Source organism: Corynebacterium heidelbergense, assembly GCF_028609845.1.
In the GTDB taxonomy this organism is placed as follows: domain Bacteria; phylum Actinomycetota; class Actinomycetes; order Mycobacteriales; family Mycobacteriaceae; genus Corynebacterium; species Corynebacterium heidelbergense.
Genome location: NZ_CP063191.1, coordinates 1,429,218 through 1,447,846 on the forward strand (window position 1 = coordinate 1,429,218; position 18,629 = coordinate 1,447,846).

The 18,629-nt window shown below is 65.9% G+C and carries 16 protein-coding genes, 3 tRNA genes and 1 pseudogene; 8 read left to right on the forward strand and 12 right to left on the reverse strand.

What is annotated here, in order from left to right; genetic code table 11:
- Positions 1–39 precede the first annotated feature (39 nt).
- The 3 genes from CHEID_RS06315 to CHEID_RS06325 are packed head-to-tail and all read left to right on the forward strand — an operon-like array spanning position 40 to position 3,966.
- Complete coding sequence (locus tag CHEID_RS06315; RefSeq protein ID WP_112769667.1) at positions 40–2,868, forward strand: ATP-binding protein; 2,829 nt, start codon at positions 40–42, stop codon at positions 2,866–2,868.
- Positions 2,865–3,566 carry a response regulator gene (locus tag CHEID_RS06320; protein WP_112769666.1) on the forward strand — a complete coding sequence of 234 codons (702 nt, stop codon included), beginning with the start codon at positions 2,865–2,867 and terminating at the stop codon, positions 3,564–3,566. Before CHEID_RS06315 ends, CHEID_RS06320 begins: the two co-directional genes overlap by 4 nt.
- A 46-nt stretch (positions 3,567–3,612) precedes the next feature.
- Positions 3,613–3,966: an SdpI family protein gene (locus CHEID_RS06325; RefSeq protein WP_112769665.1), complete on the forward strand. Its 354-nt coding sequence runs from the start codon at positions 3,613–3,615 to the stop codon at positions 3,964–3,966.
- On the opposite strand, the gene CHEID_RS06330 is transcribed toward CHEID_RS06325, so the two are convergent.
- Positions 3,949–5,208, reverse strand: a complete 1,260-nt coding sequence (locus CHEID_RS06330; RefSeq protein ID WP_112769664.1) for an MFS transporter — start codon at positions 5,206–5,208, stop codon at positions 3,949–3,951. The genes CHEID_RS06325 and CHEID_RS06330 overlap by 18 nt on opposite strands.
- Before the next feature lie 3 nt (positions 5,209–5,211).
- Positions 5,212–5,949, reverse strand: a complete 738-nt coding sequence (locus tag CHEID_RS06335) for a siderophore-interacting protein (protein ID WP_112769663.1) — start codon at positions 5,947–5,949, stop codon at positions 5,212–5,214.
- 100 nt (positions 5,950–6,049) lie between these two features.
- On the opposite strand from CHEID_RS06335, the gene CHEID_RS06340 reads away from it, so the two are divergent.
- Positions 6,050–7,900, forward strand: a complete 1,851-nt coding sequence (locus CHEID_RS06340) for a penicillin acylase family protein (RefSeq protein WP_112769662.1) — start codon at positions 6,050–6,052, stop codon at positions 7,898–7,900.
- A gap of 37 nt (positions 7,901–7,937) precedes the next feature.
- Positions 7,938–8,477: a GNAT family N-acetyltransferase gene (locus CHEID_RS06345; RefSeq protein WP_181645924.1), complete on the forward strand. Its 540-nt coding sequence runs from the start codon at positions 7,938–7,940 to the stop codon at positions 8,475–8,477.
- On the opposite strand, the gene CHEID_RS06350 is transcribed toward CHEID_RS06345, so the two are convergent.
- Positions 8,459–8,531 (reverse strand) — tRNA-Glu (locus CHEID_RS06350). The two genes, CHEID_RS06345 and CHEID_RS06350, sit on opposite strands and share 19 nt — an antisense overlap.
- Positions 8,532–8,647: 116 nt before the next feature.
- Here CHEID_RS06350 and CHEID_RS06355 point away from each other — a divergent pair.
- Entirely contained in the window at positions 8,648–9,151 is a 504-nt protein-coding gene (locus tag CHEID_RS06355) for a DUF3253 domain-containing protein (protein ID WP_112769660.1), read from the forward strand.
- Positions 9,152–9,212: 61 nt separating this feature from the next.
- On the opposite strand, the gene CHEID_RS06360 is transcribed toward CHEID_RS06355, so the two are convergent.
- The 4 genes from CHEID_RS06360 to CHEID_RS06375 form a co-directional block, all read right to left on the reverse strand.
- Positions 9,213–9,285, reverse strand: a tRNA-Glu gene (locus CHEID_RS06360).
- A 29-nt stretch (positions 9,286–9,314) separates the two neighbouring features.
- Positions 9,315–9,386: transfer RNA gene (locus CHEID_RS06365), tRNA-Gln, on the reverse strand.
- Between the two features lie 73 nt (positions 9,387–9,459).
- Positions 9,460–10,941, reverse strand: coding sequence for a glutamate--tRNA ligase (gene gltX, locus CHEID_RS06370; protein WP_273661003.1), 1,482 nt, complete (start codon positions 10,939–10,941; stop codon positions 9,460–9,462).
- Positions 10,942–10,946: 5 nt separating this feature from the next.
- The gene (locus CHEID_RS06375; RefSeq protein ID WP_112769658.1) at positions 10,947–11,708 is read right to left on the reverse strand and encodes a TIM barrel protein; all 762 of its coding nucleotides are present in this window, start codon (positions 11,706–11,708) and stop codon (positions 10,947–10,949) included.
- Between the two features lie 57 nt (positions 11,709–11,765).
- Here CHEID_RS06375 and CHEID_RS06380 point away from each other — a divergent pair, with 57 nt between their 5' ends.
- Together CHEID_RS06380 and CHEID_RS06385 are read left to right on the forward strand one after the other, a co-directional pair.
- Positions 11,766–12,482, forward strand: a complete 717-nt coding sequence (locus tag CHEID_RS06380) for an SDR family oxidoreductase (protein WP_273661004.1) — start codon at positions 11,766–11,768, stop codon at positions 12,480–12,482.
- A 45-nt stretch (positions 12,483–12,527) separates the two neighbouring features.
- Positions 12,528–13,670 carry an isochorismate synthase gene (locus CHEID_RS06385; protein WP_273661005.1) on the forward strand — a complete coding sequence of 381 codons (1,143 nt, stop codon included), beginning with the start codon at positions 12,528–12,530 and terminating at the stop codon, positions 13,668–13,670.
- On the opposite strand, the gene CHEID_RS06390 is transcribed toward CHEID_RS06385, so the two are convergent.
- From CHEID_RS06390 to CHEID_RS06410, 5 genes and pseudogenes are all read right to left on the reverse strand, one after another.
- The gene (locus CHEID_RS06390; RefSeq protein ID WP_112770305.1) at positions 13,661–14,470 is read right to left on the reverse strand and encodes a fumarylacetoacetate hydrolase family protein; all 810 of its coding nucleotides are present in this window, start codon (positions 14,468–14,470) and stop codon (positions 13,661–13,663) included. The two genes, CHEID_RS06385 and CHEID_RS06390, sit on opposite strands and share 10 nt — an antisense overlap.
- Before the next feature lie 32 nt (positions 14,471–14,502).
- Positions 14,503–15,210, reverse strand: a complete 708-nt coding sequence (locus tag CHEID_RS06395; protein ID WP_112770306.1) for an exonuclease domain-containing protein — start codon at positions 15,208–15,210, stop codon at positions 14,503–14,505.
- Between the two features lie 9 nt (positions 15,211–15,219).
- Positions 15,220–16,702, reverse strand: a pseudogene (locus CHEID_RS06400) (DUF294 nucleotidyltransferase-like domain-containing protein).
- Between the two features lie 78 nt (positions 16,703–16,780).
- Complete coding sequence (locus CHEID_RS06405) at positions 16,781–17,551, reverse strand: sulfite exporter TauE/SafE family protein (protein ID WP_273661006.1); 771 nt, start codon at positions 17,549–17,551, stop codon at positions 16,781–16,783.
- Between the two features lie 6 nt (positions 17,552–17,557).
- Complete coding sequence (locus tag CHEID_RS06410) at positions 17,558–18,580, reverse strand: 3-isopropylmalate dehydrogenase (protein WP_112769876.1); 1,023 nt, start codon at positions 18,578–18,580, stop codon at positions 17,558–17,560.
- Positions 18,581–18,629 lie beyond the last annotated feature (49 nt).

The window sequence follows — 18,629 nt, forward strand, 5'->3', positions numbered from 1 at the left end:
GCTGAACCCTGATAAGCACGATTAACGGAAGAGTCCAACATGGCCCAGCGCGGAAAACTCAAGGTTTATCTGGGGTTCGCCCCGGGTGTGGGGAAAACCTGCGCGATGCTCAGCGAGGCCCACGACCTGCAGGCCCGCGGCCACGATGTGCTCATCGGCCTGGTCGAGGACCACGGCCGGGAGCGCACCCGGAAACTGGTGGAGGGCCTGCCGGTACTCCCCCGCTTGGAGTACGCCCACCGGGGCGGCACGTACACCGAATTGGACGTGGAGGCCGCGCTCGAGGCACATCCGGAGATCATCCTCGTCGATGAGTTGGCCCACACGGTGGTGGGCTATGGGGAAGTCTCCGATACCCGCTCTGGGGAGTCCAAGCGCTGGCACGACGTGTACACGCTGCTGGATGCCGGTATCGACGTCATCTCCACAATGAACATCCAGCACCTGGAGTCCCTCAATGACGTGGTCGCGGCGGTGACGGGGACGCGGCAGCGGGAGACCGTGCCGGACCAGGTGCTCCGCGATGCCGACGAGATCGAACTGGTGGACCTGTCCCCGGACGCCCTGCGCATCCGCCTGGCCCGGGGCGAGGTCTACCGCCAGGAGCAGGCCGAGGCCGCGCTGGCGAAGTACTTCCGGGTGGGCAACCTCACCGCCCTCCGCGAGCTGGCGCTGCTGTGGCTGGCGGACAAAGTGGACGAGGGCTTGGAGCGCTACCGCGCGGACCAGGAGATCCAGGAGACCTGGCCCACTCGGGAGCGCGTGGTCGTGTCCGTTCAGGCCAACGCCAGCGCCGAGCGCCTCATCCGACGGGGGGCGCGCATCACCGGCCGAGTGGCCGGCCGCGAAATGTTTGTGGTGCACGTCGCCGGGGACGACGACGGTCTGCGCAGCGACGTACCGCGTGTGCTCAAGCGGCTGCAGTCGATGACGGAATCCCTCGGCGGCGAATGGCGGGTACTCGTCGGCGACGACGTGCCGGAAACACTGTTGCAGTTCGCCCGGAATATCAACGCCTCCCAGCTCGTGATCGGTTTCTCTGGGCGGATCCGCAGCATGTTCGGCGGGGGTACCTCCAAGCGCATCATCGACGGCTCCGGCCCGATCGACGTTCACATCGTCTCCACCAACGCCCCCTTCCGGGAGAACCCCGGTTCTGCGGAGCCCAGCCCCATCCCCAGCGCAAAGAAGGGTACCGGGGGCCTGGCCCTGCTGGGCCTATCCCCCAGCGAAAGCAAGCCCATCGCCGCCAGACCCGCGGCCCGGCCCTCTGCTCTGGGCACCACTGGCAGCAAGAGCGCGCGCAGCACCGTCCGCCGCAGATCCAAAGTCTCGCTGGAGAAGCGGCTGAGCACCCCGCGCCCCCTCAAGTGGCGTTCCCGCTTTTCCGGGGAGTTGCGGCTCTCCCCCTCCCGGCGGCTGATCGGTTGGCTCATCGGGGTGCTCGGCCCCATCTTGCTCACCGCCGCCGTCGTCCCCTTCGAGCCGGCCCTGCGCTACCTGGGCGCCATCCTGCTGGGCTACCTGACCATCGCCGTGTTCGCCGGACTCGCGGCGGGGATTTGGCCGGCCATGGTGTGCGTACTGCTCGGCACGCTGCTGGCCAACTGGTTCCTCACCCAACCGGTGCACACCTTCACGGTAACTAAGCCGGAGAACATCGTTCAGCTCATCCTCTTCGCCATCATCGCCGCCAGCGTCTCCTGGATCGTCCACGTCGCCGAACGCCGCCAGGCACTGGCCACGCAACGCCTGGGCCAAGCGGTTGTGTTGTCGGATCTGGCTAGGGGCGTCATCAATGAGGGAGACAATCTCAACCAGCTACTGCAACGATTGCGCCAAACCTTCGCCCTCAAGCGCGTCGATCTGCAAAGGTACGTCCCCGAGCGGAAGAAGTGGGTGACCATCGAAACCACCTCGGAGGACGGCATCTCCGCCCCCTGGGACGGCGGGAAAGATCCCGTGCGCGTCCGAGCTTCCCAGGGGCTGCGGATTGTCGTCGGGGGTCGCCAGCTCTCCCCCGCGGACCTGGCCATGATCGAGGCCCACGGTGCACGAATCACCGCCATCATCGACCGCCAGCAGATGGAGGCGATGCGGCGGGCCACAGCCGCGCTGGAGGCCGGCAACCGGGTGGGCACCGCTCTGCTCGCCGCCGTGAGCCACGACCTACGCACCCCCTTGGCGGGCATCAAAGCGGCCGTGTCCAGCCTCAGCATGGACGACGTGGAGCTGGACGAAGAAAGTCGCAAAATCCTCATCGAAACCATCGAGTCCAGTGCCGACCGGCTCGAAACCGTCGTGGGCAACCTGCTGGACATGTCCCGGCTGCGCTCCAACGCCGTCAGCGTGCAGCGCCGGGTACTTCCGGTCACGGAGGTGCTGGACGCGGTACAAAACGAGTTGCCGGAAGCGGCAGGGTACATGGATGTGGACGTGGATCCGGAGACCCTGGCGGTGCTCGGCGATGCCGGCCTGGTCCAGCGCATCATCGCCAACATCGTGGTCAATGGGCGCAAGTACGCCCCCCAGTCCCGGCTCACGGTGCTCGCCCGCCCCGGTGGCGTCCTCGGCGAGAGCGAGGCCAGCGGGGCCGCAGTAGAAATTCGGGTGATCGACCACGGCCCCGGCATCCCCGAAGACATGATGCAAGACGTTTTCACCCCCTTCCAACGCCTCGGGGATCAGACAGCCACCACCAACGGCCTGGGCCTGGGTCTCGCGGTGGCGCGCGGATTCGCGGAGGCGATGGGGGGCACCCTTGCCGCCGAGCAGACCCCCGGCGGCGGGGCCACCCTCGTCCTGGAATTGCCCCGCGCCACTGAGGCGGACGTCGCCGAGAATGACCGGGAGCGGGCGGAGGCATGAGCGAGGCGGCGCGCACCAAGATCCTCCTGGTGGAGGACGATATCCCCCTGGCCAATGCCGTGCGGATCAGCCTTGTGGCCCGCAAGTACGACGTGCAGGTGGCCACAACTGCAACCGCTGCGACGCAACTGGCCAGCAAATGGCAGCCAGACGCGGTTCTGCTGGACCTGGGTCTGCCGGACATGAGCGGGTTGGAAGTCCTGCGTTCCCTGCGCTCGTGGAGCTCCATTCCGGTGATCGTGGTCTCCGCCCGTCACGACCAGCCGGGCAAGATCAACGCCCTCGACGAGGGGGCGGACGACTACGTCACCAAACCCTTTGCCGTCGGCGAGCTGCTGGCCCGGCTGCGGGCCGCGCTCCGCCGGGTGCCGGATAGCACTCAGCAGGAACAACCGGTGGTCACCACCAGTGACGGGCGCCTAGAAGTGGACCTGGCCCTCTCCCAGGCGCGGGTGGACGGCCAGCCGGTGCACCTGACCCCCCGGGAATGGGGCATCGTCGAGTACCTTGCGCGCCGCAAGGGGCAACTGGTCCCCAAGGCCGACTTACTGCAGGCGGTGTGGGGCCCGAACTACAGCCGGGAGACCAACTACCTGCGGGTATTCATCAGTCAGGTGCGCCAGAAGTTAGAGCGAGACCCGGCGGCGCCGCAGCACTTTCTTACCGAATTGGGTGTCGGGTACCGATTCGTGCCTTAGGCCCCCGAACAAAAAAGCACGAGAAGCAAAGGTTCTGGGATCAACGATGTTCTGCATTCTCTCCGCCACCTATACCCTGGCCGGCGCGATGTTCCTGTGGTTGGCCCTGGCCTCCCGGCGCGGTCTGTCCCGAAATCACTGTGCGGGCATTCGGACGCCAAAAACAATGCGCTCGGATGAGGCCTTCGTCACGGCCAACCGGGCGGTGTGGGGACTGACTTTCCTACAGGGAGCCATTTTCCTACTGTCCGCCGTGGCCCTGATTCTTGTGTCCCGGGCCCAGGTATCGCCCGCAGCATCACTGGGTTTTGCGCTGCTGCCCGCAGTGATCAGCCTGGGGCTCGTTGGCCCCCAGGTACGCCGGGCCCACCGGGCGGTGGATTTACTCCCGGGCCGCTGATCCGAATCGACCCAACTGACGCCAAGCGCTGATCCCGCCGACAACGGCGACAATGGTCATAGCCAGGGCGGAAACCCAGAACCCGGTGCCGTCGGCCAGAGCTAGGGCCACCCATCCCGCCAAGAATGACAAGCCCAGGGGGATGCAGGTGAGCAGGGTGAAATCCGATCCGGCACGCGTCGGCCGGGCGAACCGGAGGGCCTGGGTGTAGACGGCCACATTCACCATGGTGTATCCCGTAAGGAGCAGGCTCACGCCGATTGCCGCCTGGATGAAGGACCCGGAGCTCGGTGACACCTCGGATGCGCCGGTGGCTCCGAAGATCGGCTGGAGGGTGGCGATTCCGGAAGCCAGCATGATCGTTCCGAGTACGACGGAACTCCTCCTTTCCAGCTTGGCATCGAGGTGGCCGGCCAGCAGCCCCGCGAGGATCGCGGGAAGAGAGGCCACAGTGAGCGTGATGAGGCCGATCTGGGTGAGCGAGAAGCCGTAGTCCCCGAGGGCCGGAGTGACCAGGGAATAGGCCCCCGCCGACCCCATGTAGAGCAGCGGCATGGTGACGAAACACCAACGGCGGCAGTCTCGGTTCCGGAACAGGTCAAACGTGTCCCGCCCCCAGGGCGTGGATCCCGCGCGGTTGTCCTGTTCGGCCCGGGGTTCGCGGTAGTGCAGGACGGAAACGAGGGCCAAGGACGTTGTGGCCGCCAGCAGGACGCCGGCGGCTGGAAGCCCCCACCGATCGGCCACGAAGACGGCGCCTGCCCCGCCCACGAGATTGCCGACGTACCCAGCCGAGACCTGTATGGAACTTCCGGTATCCCGGCGCCGCCCGCTCAAGCCACGCACGGAGATAGCGTCTGCGGCAATGTCCTGAGTAGCGCTGAGGAGGACGAAGAGGGCCACGATCGCCCCGAGGGCGGCAATCTGACGAGCAGGGTGGGGGATGAATGCCATGCACAGCAGTGACACCACCATGCCGCTCTGCAGCAGAAGGAGCCACCCGCGGTAATGCCCCTGGCGGCGCATTGGGGCCCACCGATCCACCAACGGAGCCCACAGGATCTTCAGTGGCCAAATAACGCCGAATAGCTGGAAGAGCCCCAGTGTGCTGAGGCTAACGCCGTCCGCCCGCAAGATAGCTGTCAAACCGACCGTGAGGAATCCCACGCCGATGAACTGGGTTGTGTACAGCGCCCACAGAAGCTTCAGCGGGACCTGGGCCTGGCCTGAAGCATCGGTCATGTTCTACGCCACCGCTTTCCAGTAACCGAGCGAGCACAGATCCGTCTTGGTGATTCCGTGATCCGCCCGCAAGCGCTTTACGAGGGCACGGGTTTTTCCAGCCTCGAGGGCCACCCAGACGCGCGGACTGTCACTGCTTTGCGCTACACATTGGGCCGCGACGTCCGTGACAGATGGCCCGCTGTCGTGCTGACAACGGATGACCTGGTGACGTGAACTGGCACAGACAGGAACCTGCGCGTCCGAGGCCAGTCGGTTTTCCACCACGGCGGTGATCGGAGTAGTGACCAGGGTGCCTAGCAGCGAATTCATGGCAGGCAACGAAGCCATGTCACCCACAAGGACGATTGGTTTCGATTTGCTGATGGCGAGTTCATCGACGCGAAGCCCCCAGGGGGTTTTGGAACCAAGTAGCGATGCCTGGATGGTCCAGCCGGGTTCCGCCGCCCGGGCCCAGTCGGAGGCGATTCCGTCGTGCAAGGTGAACTCGATGTGGGCCCGTCCGCACTGCTCATCTGCCCCCACGATGGTGAAGGCCCGTTGATGCCAGGAGGCGTCCCCTGCGGGAAACCACAGCCGCAACCACAGAGTGGGGAACGCTGGAGTAAAGGAGAATAACTGCCCGCAGTCCACCGTGACCCGTACGAAGGAGTCGCTGAGCCACTCCTTGGACAGGACCGTCAATGTGGTTTGCCCCGACCCAAGGGTCCGGACAAGAATCCGCTCCAGTTCAGATAGCATGGGGCCTTTCAACTCATAGGGGAGCCAGAAAACAGGCTGTGATCTGGGAATTTGTATTTACGCAACATTTGCTTGTCTAATTCTATACTTAGGATAGCCTTTGCAACGTAGCCGGGGCTACGTCGTGAACGTGTCGGGAGGGCCAGCCATCACATCCATCACCCGCTCCCCCGATGGCATCCCCACCATCAGCGCCGACAGCATCACGGATCTAGCCCACGGGCAGGGGACAGCGACAGCCACTGATCGCTCCCAGCAACTCATCGCAGATCATCGCCGCCTGTGCGCTGCCAGCGGGGAGCCACTGGATCGCCTTGTCGGCCGCGTCGGGCTGCGGCTTAGCGCCAGGCGGTGTTTCGAACGAGCAACCCCCGCAGCCAGGGACTTTTGTGCGGCCTACGCCGACGGAGTGAACGGGATCCTGGCGCGCGTTCCAGATACGAGCCGATGGGAGCCCTGGGACCCTATCGGGATGATGTTGCTGTCTCACCTGCTGTTCGGCGCATTCCCCGAAACCCTCTGGCGCGAAACCGTCCGCGCAACGCTCGGACCCGAGTTCCTCACGGCCTTCTCACACGAACCTGCGGTATCCGCGGGGAGCAATGCGTGGTTTATCCCTTCTTCCTGGTCTTCCACCGGCCGCCCTATTCTGTGCGCGGACCCCCACCGGTTGTTGGAACCCCCCGGCCCCTACCACCAGATGCGATTGCGGGCCCCCGGAATCAACGTTGATGGTTTGGCCTTCCCCGGTTTTCCCGGGGTCCCCCATTTCGGCCAAACCCCCACCTGCGCATGGGTGATCACCAATGCTATGGCTGACTCACAACCACTGGTTCGGCTCACCGGACAAGCAGCAGCTCCAGACTTGCCGATCGTGGCATGGGACGGGCGGGGTAATCCCCTGGGATTGGGATGGAGCGCACAAGTGACCGGTGACGGGGGCCTCCAAACAAGCATGGATCTTTTAGGGGCAGCCGATACCCGAAACATCATCGGCGCGTACTCCCACTGGGTGGACCCCGTCAATGACGTATTGGCAGCCGATCGCTCGGGGAGAGGCGTTCGGTTTACTGCTGGTCGGGTCCTCCGGCTGAATTCAGAGAAACGGGCCGGGCCGTTGTCCTTACACGAGTTCCGCCAAGCTGGATGGGAACGCTTCCCGGTCCGCGTCCTGGAGGCACCGGAAGCCGCTGCGAACGAACGCAAACCCGAGGAGGCGCGTTTGGGGTACAGCTACTGCCCGGATCAGCGAGCACGGCGTATTCGCGAATTGCTGAGAAAACACGGCAGCGCACCGATAACCCCGGAAGCCGCAGCGAGCATCGCCATGGATACTTACGACGAGGAGCTACACGGTTTGGTCGGGCGTTTGTGTAACACGAGCCGGCAAACACCATCTTCCAGGTCTTTCCATCGTTACCTCTCGGATTGGGACGGTTACTTCGCCAGCGATTCTGTCGATGCCGCTGCGGTTGCCGCATGGCGACACGCTCTGGTGGATCTGCTCTGCGAACTTCCGATCCTTAAACGCCTTCAGACCGGTTCCAAGAACTTGCGAACCCTCTGCGACCCGCTTTTCGAACCATGGCTCAACCCCAGGGTCCGGGTGGGCCTATCCCTACCCTCCATCCTCACATCCCACGCGTTATTCGGGTTCGACGTCCGTGCGATTACGCACCGAGCGGCAGAACTGGCAGCTCAGCGCTTTGGCGGCGAGACCTGGGGACAACTGCACGGCCTGGGTGGGGACACCCAAACCATCCTGGCGGCCGGTTCCCTCCCAGGGGTAACGGATCGATGCCTGAGGGTTCCGGTAGCCCGAGTCCTGTGGGATATCGGCAATCCGAATGGTTCCTCGTGGGTTGTGCCAGAACGGGGCCAAGAGCCGCTGTGGGAACGGGGAGAGTCCATACCGGTTCGACACTATGAACGGAGTTACGTCAATGCATGAGCATTTTCCGGAAAGCACGAGGCTTGACGGCGGGCTAATGATCCGTCCGGTTGACCCGAACGACGATAGTTCGATGATTTACGAGTGGACCCGAGCGGAGCGGGCGCGTTTCTGGGGAATGGGTTGGGCCACTCAGAACGATATCCGAGATATCTACTACGCCTTGGCGGCCTCTGAAACACACCATGCTTACGTTCTCAGTTGGGAAGGTCGGGCCTGCGCGATTTTTCAAACCTATGACCCGCGCTCAGATGAGGTTGGCCAGTTCTACCCGGTAGATAATCATGACCTTGGGTTCCACCTCATGCTGGGGCCAAGGGACGTGTTTTCCACGTCCGCACCCAGGTCGAGGGCAGTTCGGCGTGTCATCGAGGGCTTAGCCCCGGAAGTGATCCTCCGAACGGGGGCCCGCAGGCTGCTCGCGGACCCGGATTCGAACAACGAGCGGGCGATCCAGCGCTTGCACAGTATCGGCTTCACAACCATGTCACGCGTGTGGCTACCGGGCCAGGCCAAGCAGGCCGAGCTGATGATTCATGACGATGCTCGGCAATTTTGTACCCCGTACGGGATTTGAACCCGTGTTACCGCCGTGAGAGGGCGACGTCCTAGGCCGCTAGACGAACGGGGCAAGCGGCCGCTGTGCGACGCTCGAAACTGTATACGACCCCCACTGCTCGCACCTAATCCGCAGCTCGCGGGCGATATCCACGGGGTGAGCAGGCGGATGCGCCTAGAGTCGGGGCGATGGATACCACGGAGGATGGGCACTACATCGTCGTCAAGGGTCGCCGCTGGCGGGCGACGGACCCGGGCATACCGGAGAACCTCAAAACGGAGCTGGTGCGGGTGCTCATGGCCGGTCGCCGACTGGTGAAGACGGAGGGCGACCCTGTGCGCACGGTCGTGCAGGATGCGAAGGTGGCCCTGGGGGAACGCGGGGAGGAATGGTGGTCGCCCTCCCCCACCGAGGAAGGTTTGGCCTCCCGACTAGCCGCGACGATGCGCACCATGGCACGGGCCCGCCCCGGGAAGACCCACTGCCCCAGCGACGCAGCTCGGGTGGTAGGCGGCACAGAGGATTGGCGGGACCTCATGGACCTGGCCCGCCAGGTCGCCCGCGAGCTTCGGGCGACCGGCGAGATCCTTATCACGCAGAAAGGCGAAGCGGTGACGGCAGAGGAGTGGAAGGGGCCTATCCGCCTGTCGGCTGGCCCCAAGCTGCCCTATGCGGACATCCTCGCCCCGTGAGCGCAGCGAAGAGCTCCCGGAACTACATGAGTTAGCCGGGAACTCTGCGCACGATAATTTGTACCCCGTACGGGATTTGAACCCGTGTTACCGCCGTGAGAGGGCGACGTCCTAGGCCGCTAGACGAACGGGGCAAGGACTGAAAACTGCAAATCAGCTTTCGCTGGCCTACCAGGACTCGAACCTAGAATGACGGTACCAGAAACCGTAGTGTTGCCAATTACACCATAGGCCAATCGCTACCCACCGCCGTGGTCGGCGCTGCGCAACGCAGATGACTATAGCCAAGCGGGCGGCTAGCCAGCAAATCACTGATACGGAGTGACCTTTTGGGCCGCCCGCAGGCGCGCCAGCGTGGATTCCTTCCCCAGCAACTCCATGGATTCGAATAACGGCGGGGACACAGCGGCCCCGGAGACTGCCACGCGCAGGGCCCCATAGGCCTTTCGGGGCTTGAGCTCCATCTGCTCGATCAACCTCCCCTGCAGGGCGCCCTCGATATCGGGCGTGACGAAGTCCTCCTCGTCCAGTGCCTCCAGCTCCTCCACGGCGGCGCTGAGCACCTCCACCGCGTCCTCCTTGAGGTTCTTCCGAGCGGCTTTGTCATCCAGCTCCAGGTCGGCGTCGTCGGTAATAAGGAACCGCAACAAACCATCGGCGTCCCCCAGGGTCTTGATGCGCGTCTGCACCAGCTCGGCGGCGAAGGCGAACTTCTCCGCGGGGTAGTCACCGGGGAAGCCGTGGAACTCTTCTAGGTAGCGGCGCAGTCGGCGGGTGAACTCCCCGAGCTCCAGCAGGCGGATGTGGTCGGCGTTGATGGCCTCTAGCTTTTTGTGGTCGAAGCGGGCGGGGTTGGGCTTCACGTCGGCCACGTCGAAGGCAGCCACTAGCTCGTCCGTGCTGAAGATGTCCCGATCCGCGCTGAGCGCCCAGCCCAGCAGGGATAGGTAGTTCAGCATGCCCTCCGGGATGATCCCCTCCTTGCGGTGCAGGAAGAGATCCGATTCCGGGTCTCGCTTAGATAACTTCCTGTTGCCCTCCCCCATGACGAAGGGCAGGTGGCCGAACGTGGGGGTCTGGCTGGATACCCCGATGCGCTGCAGTGCCTCGTGCAGGGCGATCTGCCGGGGGGTGCTGGGCAGCAGGTCCTCTCCGCGCAGGACGTGGGTGATGCCCATGAGGGCGTCGTCGACGGGGTTGACAAGGGTGTATAGGGGCTGGCCGTTGGACCTGGCGACAACGAAATCCGGCACGGTGGCGCCGTCCACGCTCATCTCCCCGCGAACGAGGTCGGTCCACTCATAGCGCCGGTCGTCGGGCATCCGCAGGCGCCAGACCGGCTCGCGGCCCTCGGCCTCATACGCGGCGATCTGCTCGGCGGACAGGTCGCGGTCGAAGTTGTCATAGCCCAGGTTCTTGTCCCGCCCGGCATCCAGGTGGCGCTGTGTTACCTCGTCGGCCGTGGAGTAGGCGGGGTACACGTCCCCGGACTGCTTGAGCTTGTCCAGGATGTCCGCATAGATGTCCATTCGCCGGGACTGCCGGTAGGGCTCGTGGGGGCCGCCGACGTCGATGCCCTCGTCCCAGTCCAACCCGAGCCAGCGCAGGCCGTCGATAATGGCCTGGTAGGACTCTTCGGAGTCCCGCTTGGCGTCTGTATCTTCGATGCGGAAGACCATCTTGCCGCCGGTATGACGCGCGTAGGCCCAGTTGAACAGGGCAGTACGGATCAGCCCGACGTGCGGGGTTCCGGTGGGCGAGGGGCAGAATCGGACGCGTACTTCACTCATAGGGCTTAGGTTACCGGGCGGGGTAGCCACTCCCCCATGACCTCACCGGCGTAGCCAGCCTGGCGGAGCTGGCGGACCCAGTGCTGCAGTGGGGCCGTACCGCTGCCGGGTTCCCCGCGCCCGGGGTGGTCGGCGACTTGGACGTGGGTGGGCAGTCCCCGCCTCAGATCTTCAGCGGTAAGTTCGGCGCCGATCTCGCCGTTGGCGCGGAGGTGGTAGAGGTCCATGAGCAGCCCTCCGGTCCCGGCGGCACCGATGAGGTCCCAGGCTCGGTCAATGGTCCTGATGGGGTAGTCGGACATCGCGGAGAGGGGTTCGATGAGTACGACGCCACCTACCCGATTGCCGAGGAACTCCCCGATGGAACGCACGCGGTCCACCTGGCTGGGCAGCACGTCGCTCCCGCCGCGGCCGAGCTGGAGGTTGAACTTGTCCGCCCCGGTGGCCTCGTGGATCCGCAGGATGGATTCGAGGTGGGTCCGGGGCAGGTCGGCGCGGTGGAGGATGCCACGGTCCCCGGCGGTCATGTCCCCGCCCCACAGGTTGATCGCCGTGAGTCGGAGTTGCTGCTGGCGCACGGTTCGCACCAGGGCCTGAATCTCCGCTGGCGGCGCTACCGGGGTGGGAAAGGGCCACCACAATTCGATCGTCTCCGGGCCCTGTGCGGCGGACAGGTGGCTGCGCCAGTCCCCCGCTGGGGCCCCGATCGATCGGTTCCGGCCGGTGATCCACGTGGGGCTGTCGGGTGCGGGGCTGTCGGGTGTCATGGTGGGAACAAACCTCCTCGAAGGTGCCACCCCTTGATGGCATTTACACTGAATCCTATGGAATCAGCAGGCAGAGGACGGGTCGCTGTGGTCACGGGGGCCGGGGGCGGCCTGGGCCGGGTCTTCACCCGGGCGCTGGCCGCCGAGGGGTGGGCCGTTGCCGCCCTGGGGCGCACGCCCGCTACCTTGGCGGAGACCATCGCCGACTGCTCCCCCGCCTTGGCGGTGCAGTGCGACATCACCGATGCGGATGCGGTGGACCGGGCCTTTGCTCACGTAGTGGAGGCCCTGGGCGGACTGCATCTACTGGTCAACAACGCCGGGATCCCCGGCCCCGTAGGGGAGATCCACAGCGTGGATCCGGCCGACTTCCGCGCAACGGTAGAAACGAATGTGACCGGCACGTGGCTGTGCACGCGGGCGGCCTTCCGGCACATGGCGGCCAACGGGGGTGGGCGCATCATCAACAACGGCTCCATTGCGGGGCATGCCCCTCGGCCGCAGGCTGCGGCGTATGCCGCGAGCAAAGCCGCGGTGGCCAGCCTGAGCGTATCCACGGCCTTGGACGGGCGGGCGCACAATATCTCGGTCACGGAGCTGGATATCGGCAACGCCCGCACCGACCTGCTGGGGGCCTTCACCTCTGCGGAGCCGATGTTCGATGCTGAGCACGCAGCGGCGGTGCTGGTGCACCTTGCGGGCCTGCCGCTGGACGTCACGGTGGATCAGCTCACCCTCACGGCCACGGGCATGCCCTACCTGGGGCGGGGATAGCGCAAGTTTAGGAGCCGGGGTGGGGCTGGACGTAGACTTCCAGTCATGACTGAGCAGCGGAGACCGCCGGGTGCGCCGGATTTCCTGCTGTCCCGGCCGCATCATTCGATTCGCACTCAGGGGCGCACGGCGATATTCCCGGATCCCTTCGAGGCGGCCACCGCGCTGCGCAATGGCGAGGTGGAGTTGGTGGTGGGGGCGATTCCCTTCGATACCGCCAATCGGGCCGCGCTCATGGTGCCGCAGTCGGTGGTGCGCTCCGAGGGGCCCTTGGAGCCCCCCGCCTACTACCGCGGCAAGAAGGCCGCAGAGGCCCTGGAGATCGAGGACGTGCACTCCTCCAGCAGCCTGGAGGAGCATCAGGCCACAGTGGCTGCCGCGGTGGCGACGATGCAGCAGACACGGCTGGAAAAAGTAGTGCTGGCCCGCAGCGTGGATGTGACCTTCCGCCAGGAGGTGGACCCACTGCTCATTGCAGCGCGATTCATCGACTTGGCCTCGGCGCGCAACGGCTTTGCGGTGGATTTAGGGGCCACTGGCCGGGAGGACGATGCCGGGGCGATGTTCGTGGGCTCCTCCCCGGAGCAGCTCATTCGGCGGCGGGATCGGTCCATCACCGCCTTCCCCTTGGCCGGTTCGGGGCCCCGGACCGGTGATGCGCAGGTGGACGACGCCACCGCGGCGCGTTTGCTGGGCAGCGCCAAGGATCTGGCCGAGCATCGGTTTGTTGTGGAGCATTACCGGCGGGTTCTCACGCCCCTGTGCGCGGATCTGCGCATCCCGGAGACCCCGGAGCTCATGGAGACCAACGAGATGATCCACCTGGGCACGCACATCGAGGGGACGCTGGCGGACGAGGAGTACTCGGCGCTCGATCTGGCCCTCATACTGCACCCCACCCCGGCGATTGCGGGAACCCCCACGGACGATGCCCTGGGCATCATCAACCAGGTGGAGGAGGATCGCGAGTTCTACGCGGGCGCGGTGGGCTGGTGCGATAGCAGCGGGGATGGGGAGTGGATGGTGTCGATCCGCTGCGCCTGCGTCGGCGGATCAACAGCCCGCGCCTGGGCCGGGGGCGGCATCGTGGCCACCTCCAGCCCCGCCGAGGAGGTGGAGGAGACCACCGCGAAACTACAGACGGCGCTGCGGGCTCTCAACGTCCCCGTGCGGATGCGTCAGGTGTAGCGGCGCACCGGGTTGGCCAGGGTTCCCAGCCCGGGGATTTCCACGACAATCCGATCGCCGGGCACCATCTCCGCGGTTCCGGCGGGGGAACCGGTGCAGATAACATCCCCCGGCAGCAGCGTGAATGCGCTGGAGATCCACTCGACGATCTCCGGGATGTCCTTGATCATCTGGTTGGAGTTGGAGTCCTGCTTCGTCTCCGTGCGACCGTCGTGGGTGAGGTGGGCCTTGATGGGGAGGTTATCGATCTCCACCCCGTCGATATTGGTCTCGATCCACGGTCCCAGCGGGCAGAAGGAGTCCAGCCCCTTGGCCCGGGCCCACTGCCCGTCGGCGAATTGCAGGTCGCGCGAGGAGACATCGTTGACGATGGTGAAGCCGAGCACCACGTCTTTCCAGTTGTTGCGGTGCACGTCCTTGCAGGGCCGGCCGATGACGATTGCCAGCTCCCCTTCGAACTCCACCTTGGTTGCCCACTCCGGGACGCGGATGGGGGCCTCCGGGCCGATCACGGCTGTCGGGGGCTTAAGGAAGATCGTCGGCGGCAGGTGCTCCGCGCCCTGCTTAAACACTTCCTCCACATGGTCGGCGTAGTTGCGCCCGACCGCCACAATTTTGCTGGGCAGGATAGGGGCGAGGAGTCGAACGTCCGAGATGGGCCAGGACTTGCCGGTGAATTCCGGTTGCTGGAAGGGGTGACCGGCAATCTCGCGGCAGGTGGCGCCGGTTCCATCCGGTTGTCCCCCCTCGAGTACGGCGAAAGTCATGCCTTCCGGATGAGCTATTCGGGCGATTCGCATGGTTGGCTAGTTTACCTTCCCCGCCGGGCCCGCTAACGCTCGAGCACCGCCTTGAGCGTGGTGACCTTCCCGTGCGCGGCTTGGGCCAGGAAGAGTTCGGCGCAGGCGAGGGCATCGGTCAGGGCGTTGTGGGAGCTGTAGCTCGGCAGGTTGTAGCGTTCCCGCACCCGGGGCAGCCGCAGGTCTTCGCCGCGGGCGTAGGTCCCCATGCGCTCCATGTGCCGGCGTTCGAGGGCGAAGGTGTCCACTGTCGGCACGTCTAGGCCGGCGCCGAAGTGCCGCTTGCAGGCCAGGGAGAGAAAGTCCCGCTCGATCGGGCTGTAGTGCGCCAGCAGCACCCGCCCGGCCAGTGCCTCGAGCAGCATTCTCAGTGCGTCGGCCGGGGGCATTCCGGCGGCGATGTCGTCGTCCGTCAACCCATGGATTGTTGCTGAATGTTCGACGCCACCAACCGAGCGCTGCTCCCCACTGCCCGCGCAGCGGTGCACATCGGCGTTGACTACGCAGTAGCCGGAGGTGCTGGCGTCGATAAGAAAAGAATCGATGGCCACCCACCCGATGGACAAGACTGAATCGCAGGCGGGATCCAGGCCTGTCGTTTCGATATCCACGGCGAGGAATGGGACCTCGGGCAAGGGAGACGAGGGGGCGGGAGCAGGGACGCGGTAGAAGTCGGCGAGGGCGCCCGTCGCGGCCCGGGACTGGCGGGAGGCGCCGGGTTTCTTGCCGAATCCGAACATCATGGCTGCCTAGACACTGCGCACCGGGTACTTCATGCTCAGCGCGGACTGCATGCCCTTGATGATGTTGAAGGCATCGCGCAGGTTTTCCCGCTCCATCTTGGATAGTTGGGAGGGGTCCACGTGATAGTCGGGGTTCTCCCCGCGCTGCGTCTGCGCGGCCTGGCGTTCCAGGGACAGCGAGTTGAGGAAGCCGAAGGCCGCGGAGAGGTCCTGGGCGCTCTGGGCCGAGACGGGCCCGCCGGCGGCGACCTCTAGGCGCCCCTTTGTGCTCAGGGCTTCGGCCCCGGCCACGATCGCGAACAACCGGGCCATTTGCAAGACCGCCGCGATGCCGCCGTTCTTGATGTCGAGGGTGTTGGCGTATTTCCCGCGCCGGTCCACAACGAGCCCGCGGAAGAAACCGACGGGCGGTTCCCGGCGAGTTGCCAGGGCCGCCAGGTGGGCGTGCAAGCGGGGCGAGCCGGCGGCGGATTCCACGGCCTGCACGTGGACGCTGTGCGCCAGCTCCTCCTCGCCGTGGACCCACCGCATGTCGAAGAACGTCTGGGCGTAGAGCAGGGCCTCTGGTTCCGGCGCGGTGATCCAGGCGTGGAAGGTCTCCCGCCACTGCCCCACCGTCATCCGCCAGGTGTCGGTCATCGCCATCATCTCCCCCGGGTACAGCACCTGCCCGGCGGTGGCCAACCCCTGGCACACGGAGCTGCCGAGCTGGCGGAAGTACTCCCCGTGCAGCTCGGGCCGGTAGTCCTCGCTGAGCACAAGGGCGTTGTCCTGGTCACTGGCCAGGCCCATCTCGCGGCGCCCCTGGGATCCGAGGGCGACGAAGCTGTACAGCACTGGCGGCGGCCCCAGTTGTTCCTCGGCCAGGCGCAGCAGGCGGCGAGCCATGGCATCGGCGGCGACGGACAGAACACCCTGCACCTCTTCTGCTCCGGCTCCCCGCTCGATGAAGCGCACGGCGACGGTGTGGGCGGATTGGTAGACCTCCCGCATCCGCTCGGGGTCTTGCGCCGGCTGAGGTCCGCGGTGAGGTAGATGGGGTCGTGTTGAAGCAGGCGCATGATGTCCGCCGCGGTGATGATGCCGGTGACCTCCCCCTCATCCACGCCGGGCAGATGGTCGATATCCAGCTCGGCCATCTGCAGCATCGCGTCGAAGGTCGGCCGCTCCACCGCGAGCAGCAGGCTGTCCTCCACGGCGAGCATGGTGTGGAGGCTGTCCCGGTCGCTGACGAGGGTGGAGTAGCCGAAGCAGCGCCCGGCCTCCCGCCGGTCCAGCAGCAGCCCGTCGGGGTCGAGCACGTCGATGGCACCGGAGCGGATGACGAACACCGAGTCGTTGGGCCGGTTGGCGGCCACGATGGTCTGTCCGCGCCGCACGTAGCAGATGTGTTTTGTCGGCTGAGTTACGCGAGCTGGTTCGGCGGGAGGTGGCGGAAGGGTTCTGCGTCGGCGAGGAAGTCACGGATCGCCTCAATTTCTACGGTCACGGTTGTCAGCCCAAGCCGCAGATGGGGGCCGCTGGGATGATTTTGGCCCAGATAGTTTCTTGTGGACGCCACCCCCACCTAGCGCAGCATCGGAATACTCCGCGCTGCGGTGTAGACACTGACCACCGCGAGCAGTGCAGCGAAGCACAGGCGCAGCGTCTTCTCGCTAGCCCGTGACCCCAGCGCGGAGCCCAGCCAGGTTCCCCCGATGGTGGCGGCCGCGAACACCGCGATAAGGCCGGGGTGGGGAAGCTGGCCTACTCCCCCGTGAAGCAGTAGGGCGATGAGGGTGTTGAGGAGGATGACCAGCAGGGACGTGCCCACCGCCAACGGCATCTCCAGGCCGACCACGAGGGTCAGTGCCGGGACGATCGCAAAGCCCCCGCCGACTCCGAAGAACCCGGTGAGGAAGCCGACGGTCGTCGCACTGACAATGATGGCCACCCACCGGCCCGGGCCGTGGGTGGCCTGCCCCTCCCGCCGCCCGCGCCAGGCCGTGTGGGCCATGAGGCCCGCGACGACGGCCACCAGCGCGGCGAATGCGGTGAGCAGAACTGCTTCGTCCACGGCGGCAGACAGGCGGGTGCCCAGGTAGGACCCACCGATGCCGAGTGCTCCGAAGGCGAGGCCGGTGGGGGCTGCCACGTGCCGGGCCCGCACGTGGGTGAGCACCCCGGAGAGGGCCCCAATGCCTACGATGAGCAGGGCCGCGACGGTGGCCTGGTGCGCGGCGAAGCCCAAGCCGTAGATGAACAGGGGGATGGCCAGGATGGCCCCGCCCCCGCCGAGGGCCCCCATGAGTACCCCCACGACCAGCCCCCCGATGAGGGCGATGATCCCGGCGAGCACGGTGGGTTAGCCGCGCAGGGCAGCGGCGATGCGGTCACCGACCTCCGCGGTGACCACTCCCCTGTCCCCGCGGGAGGTGACCTCTTCGGTGACGGCGTGTTCGATGCGCTCGGCGTTGGCGTCGTCCCCCAAATGACGGAGCAGGAGGGCAACGGAGTTGATGGCGGCACAGGGATCCGCAACCCCCTGCCCGGCAATGTCCGGCGCGGAGCCGTGGACGGGCTCGAACATGGAGGGGAATTCCCGGGAGGGGTCGATGTTCCCGGAGGCGGCGAGGCCAATGCCGCCGGTGATGGCCCCCGCGAGGTCCGTGAGGATGTCCCCGAAGAGGTTGTCGGTGACGATCACGTCATAGCGGCTGGGGTTGGTGACCATGTAGATGGTGGCGGCGTCGATGTGGTTGTAATCCACCGTCACCTCCGGGTAGCGCGCGCCGATCGTCTCGACGGCGCGTTGCCACAAGGAACCGGCGTTGATCAGCACGTTCGTCTTGTGCACCCAGGTGAGCTTGCGACGGCGATCCATGGCGCGCTGGAAGGCATCCTCCACCACGCGGGAGATCCCCAGCCAGGTGTTCTGACTGACCTCGCAGGCCACCTCGTCCGGCGTGCCTTCGCGCAAGGTGCCGCCATTGCCCGCATAGAGGCCCTCCGTGCCTTCCCGGACGACGACGAAGTCGATCTCGCCGGGGTTCGCCAGCGGGGAGGAGGTGGATCCGGGGTACAGCTTGGCCGGGCGGAGGTTCACCCCGTGGTTGAGCTTGAACCGCAGGGGCAGCAGCAGGCCCCGCTCGAGGACTCCGGCGGGGACGGAGCGGGGGTCGCCGATGGCTCCGAGGAGGATGGCGTCGTGCTCCTTGAGACTGGCGAGGTCAGCGTTCGTGAGCAGCTCCCCCTTGTCCAAGTAGCGGCGTGCCCCGAGGTCGTATTCGGTGGTGTGGACGTCGTCCCGCACCGCGCGCAGCACCTTAAGGGCCTCGGCGGTTACTTCCACCCCAATGCCGTCGCCGGGGATCACTGCCAGTTTCATCCTATGGACTCCTGAGTCTCACCTTGTGAATAGTGCCCATAGCTTAACA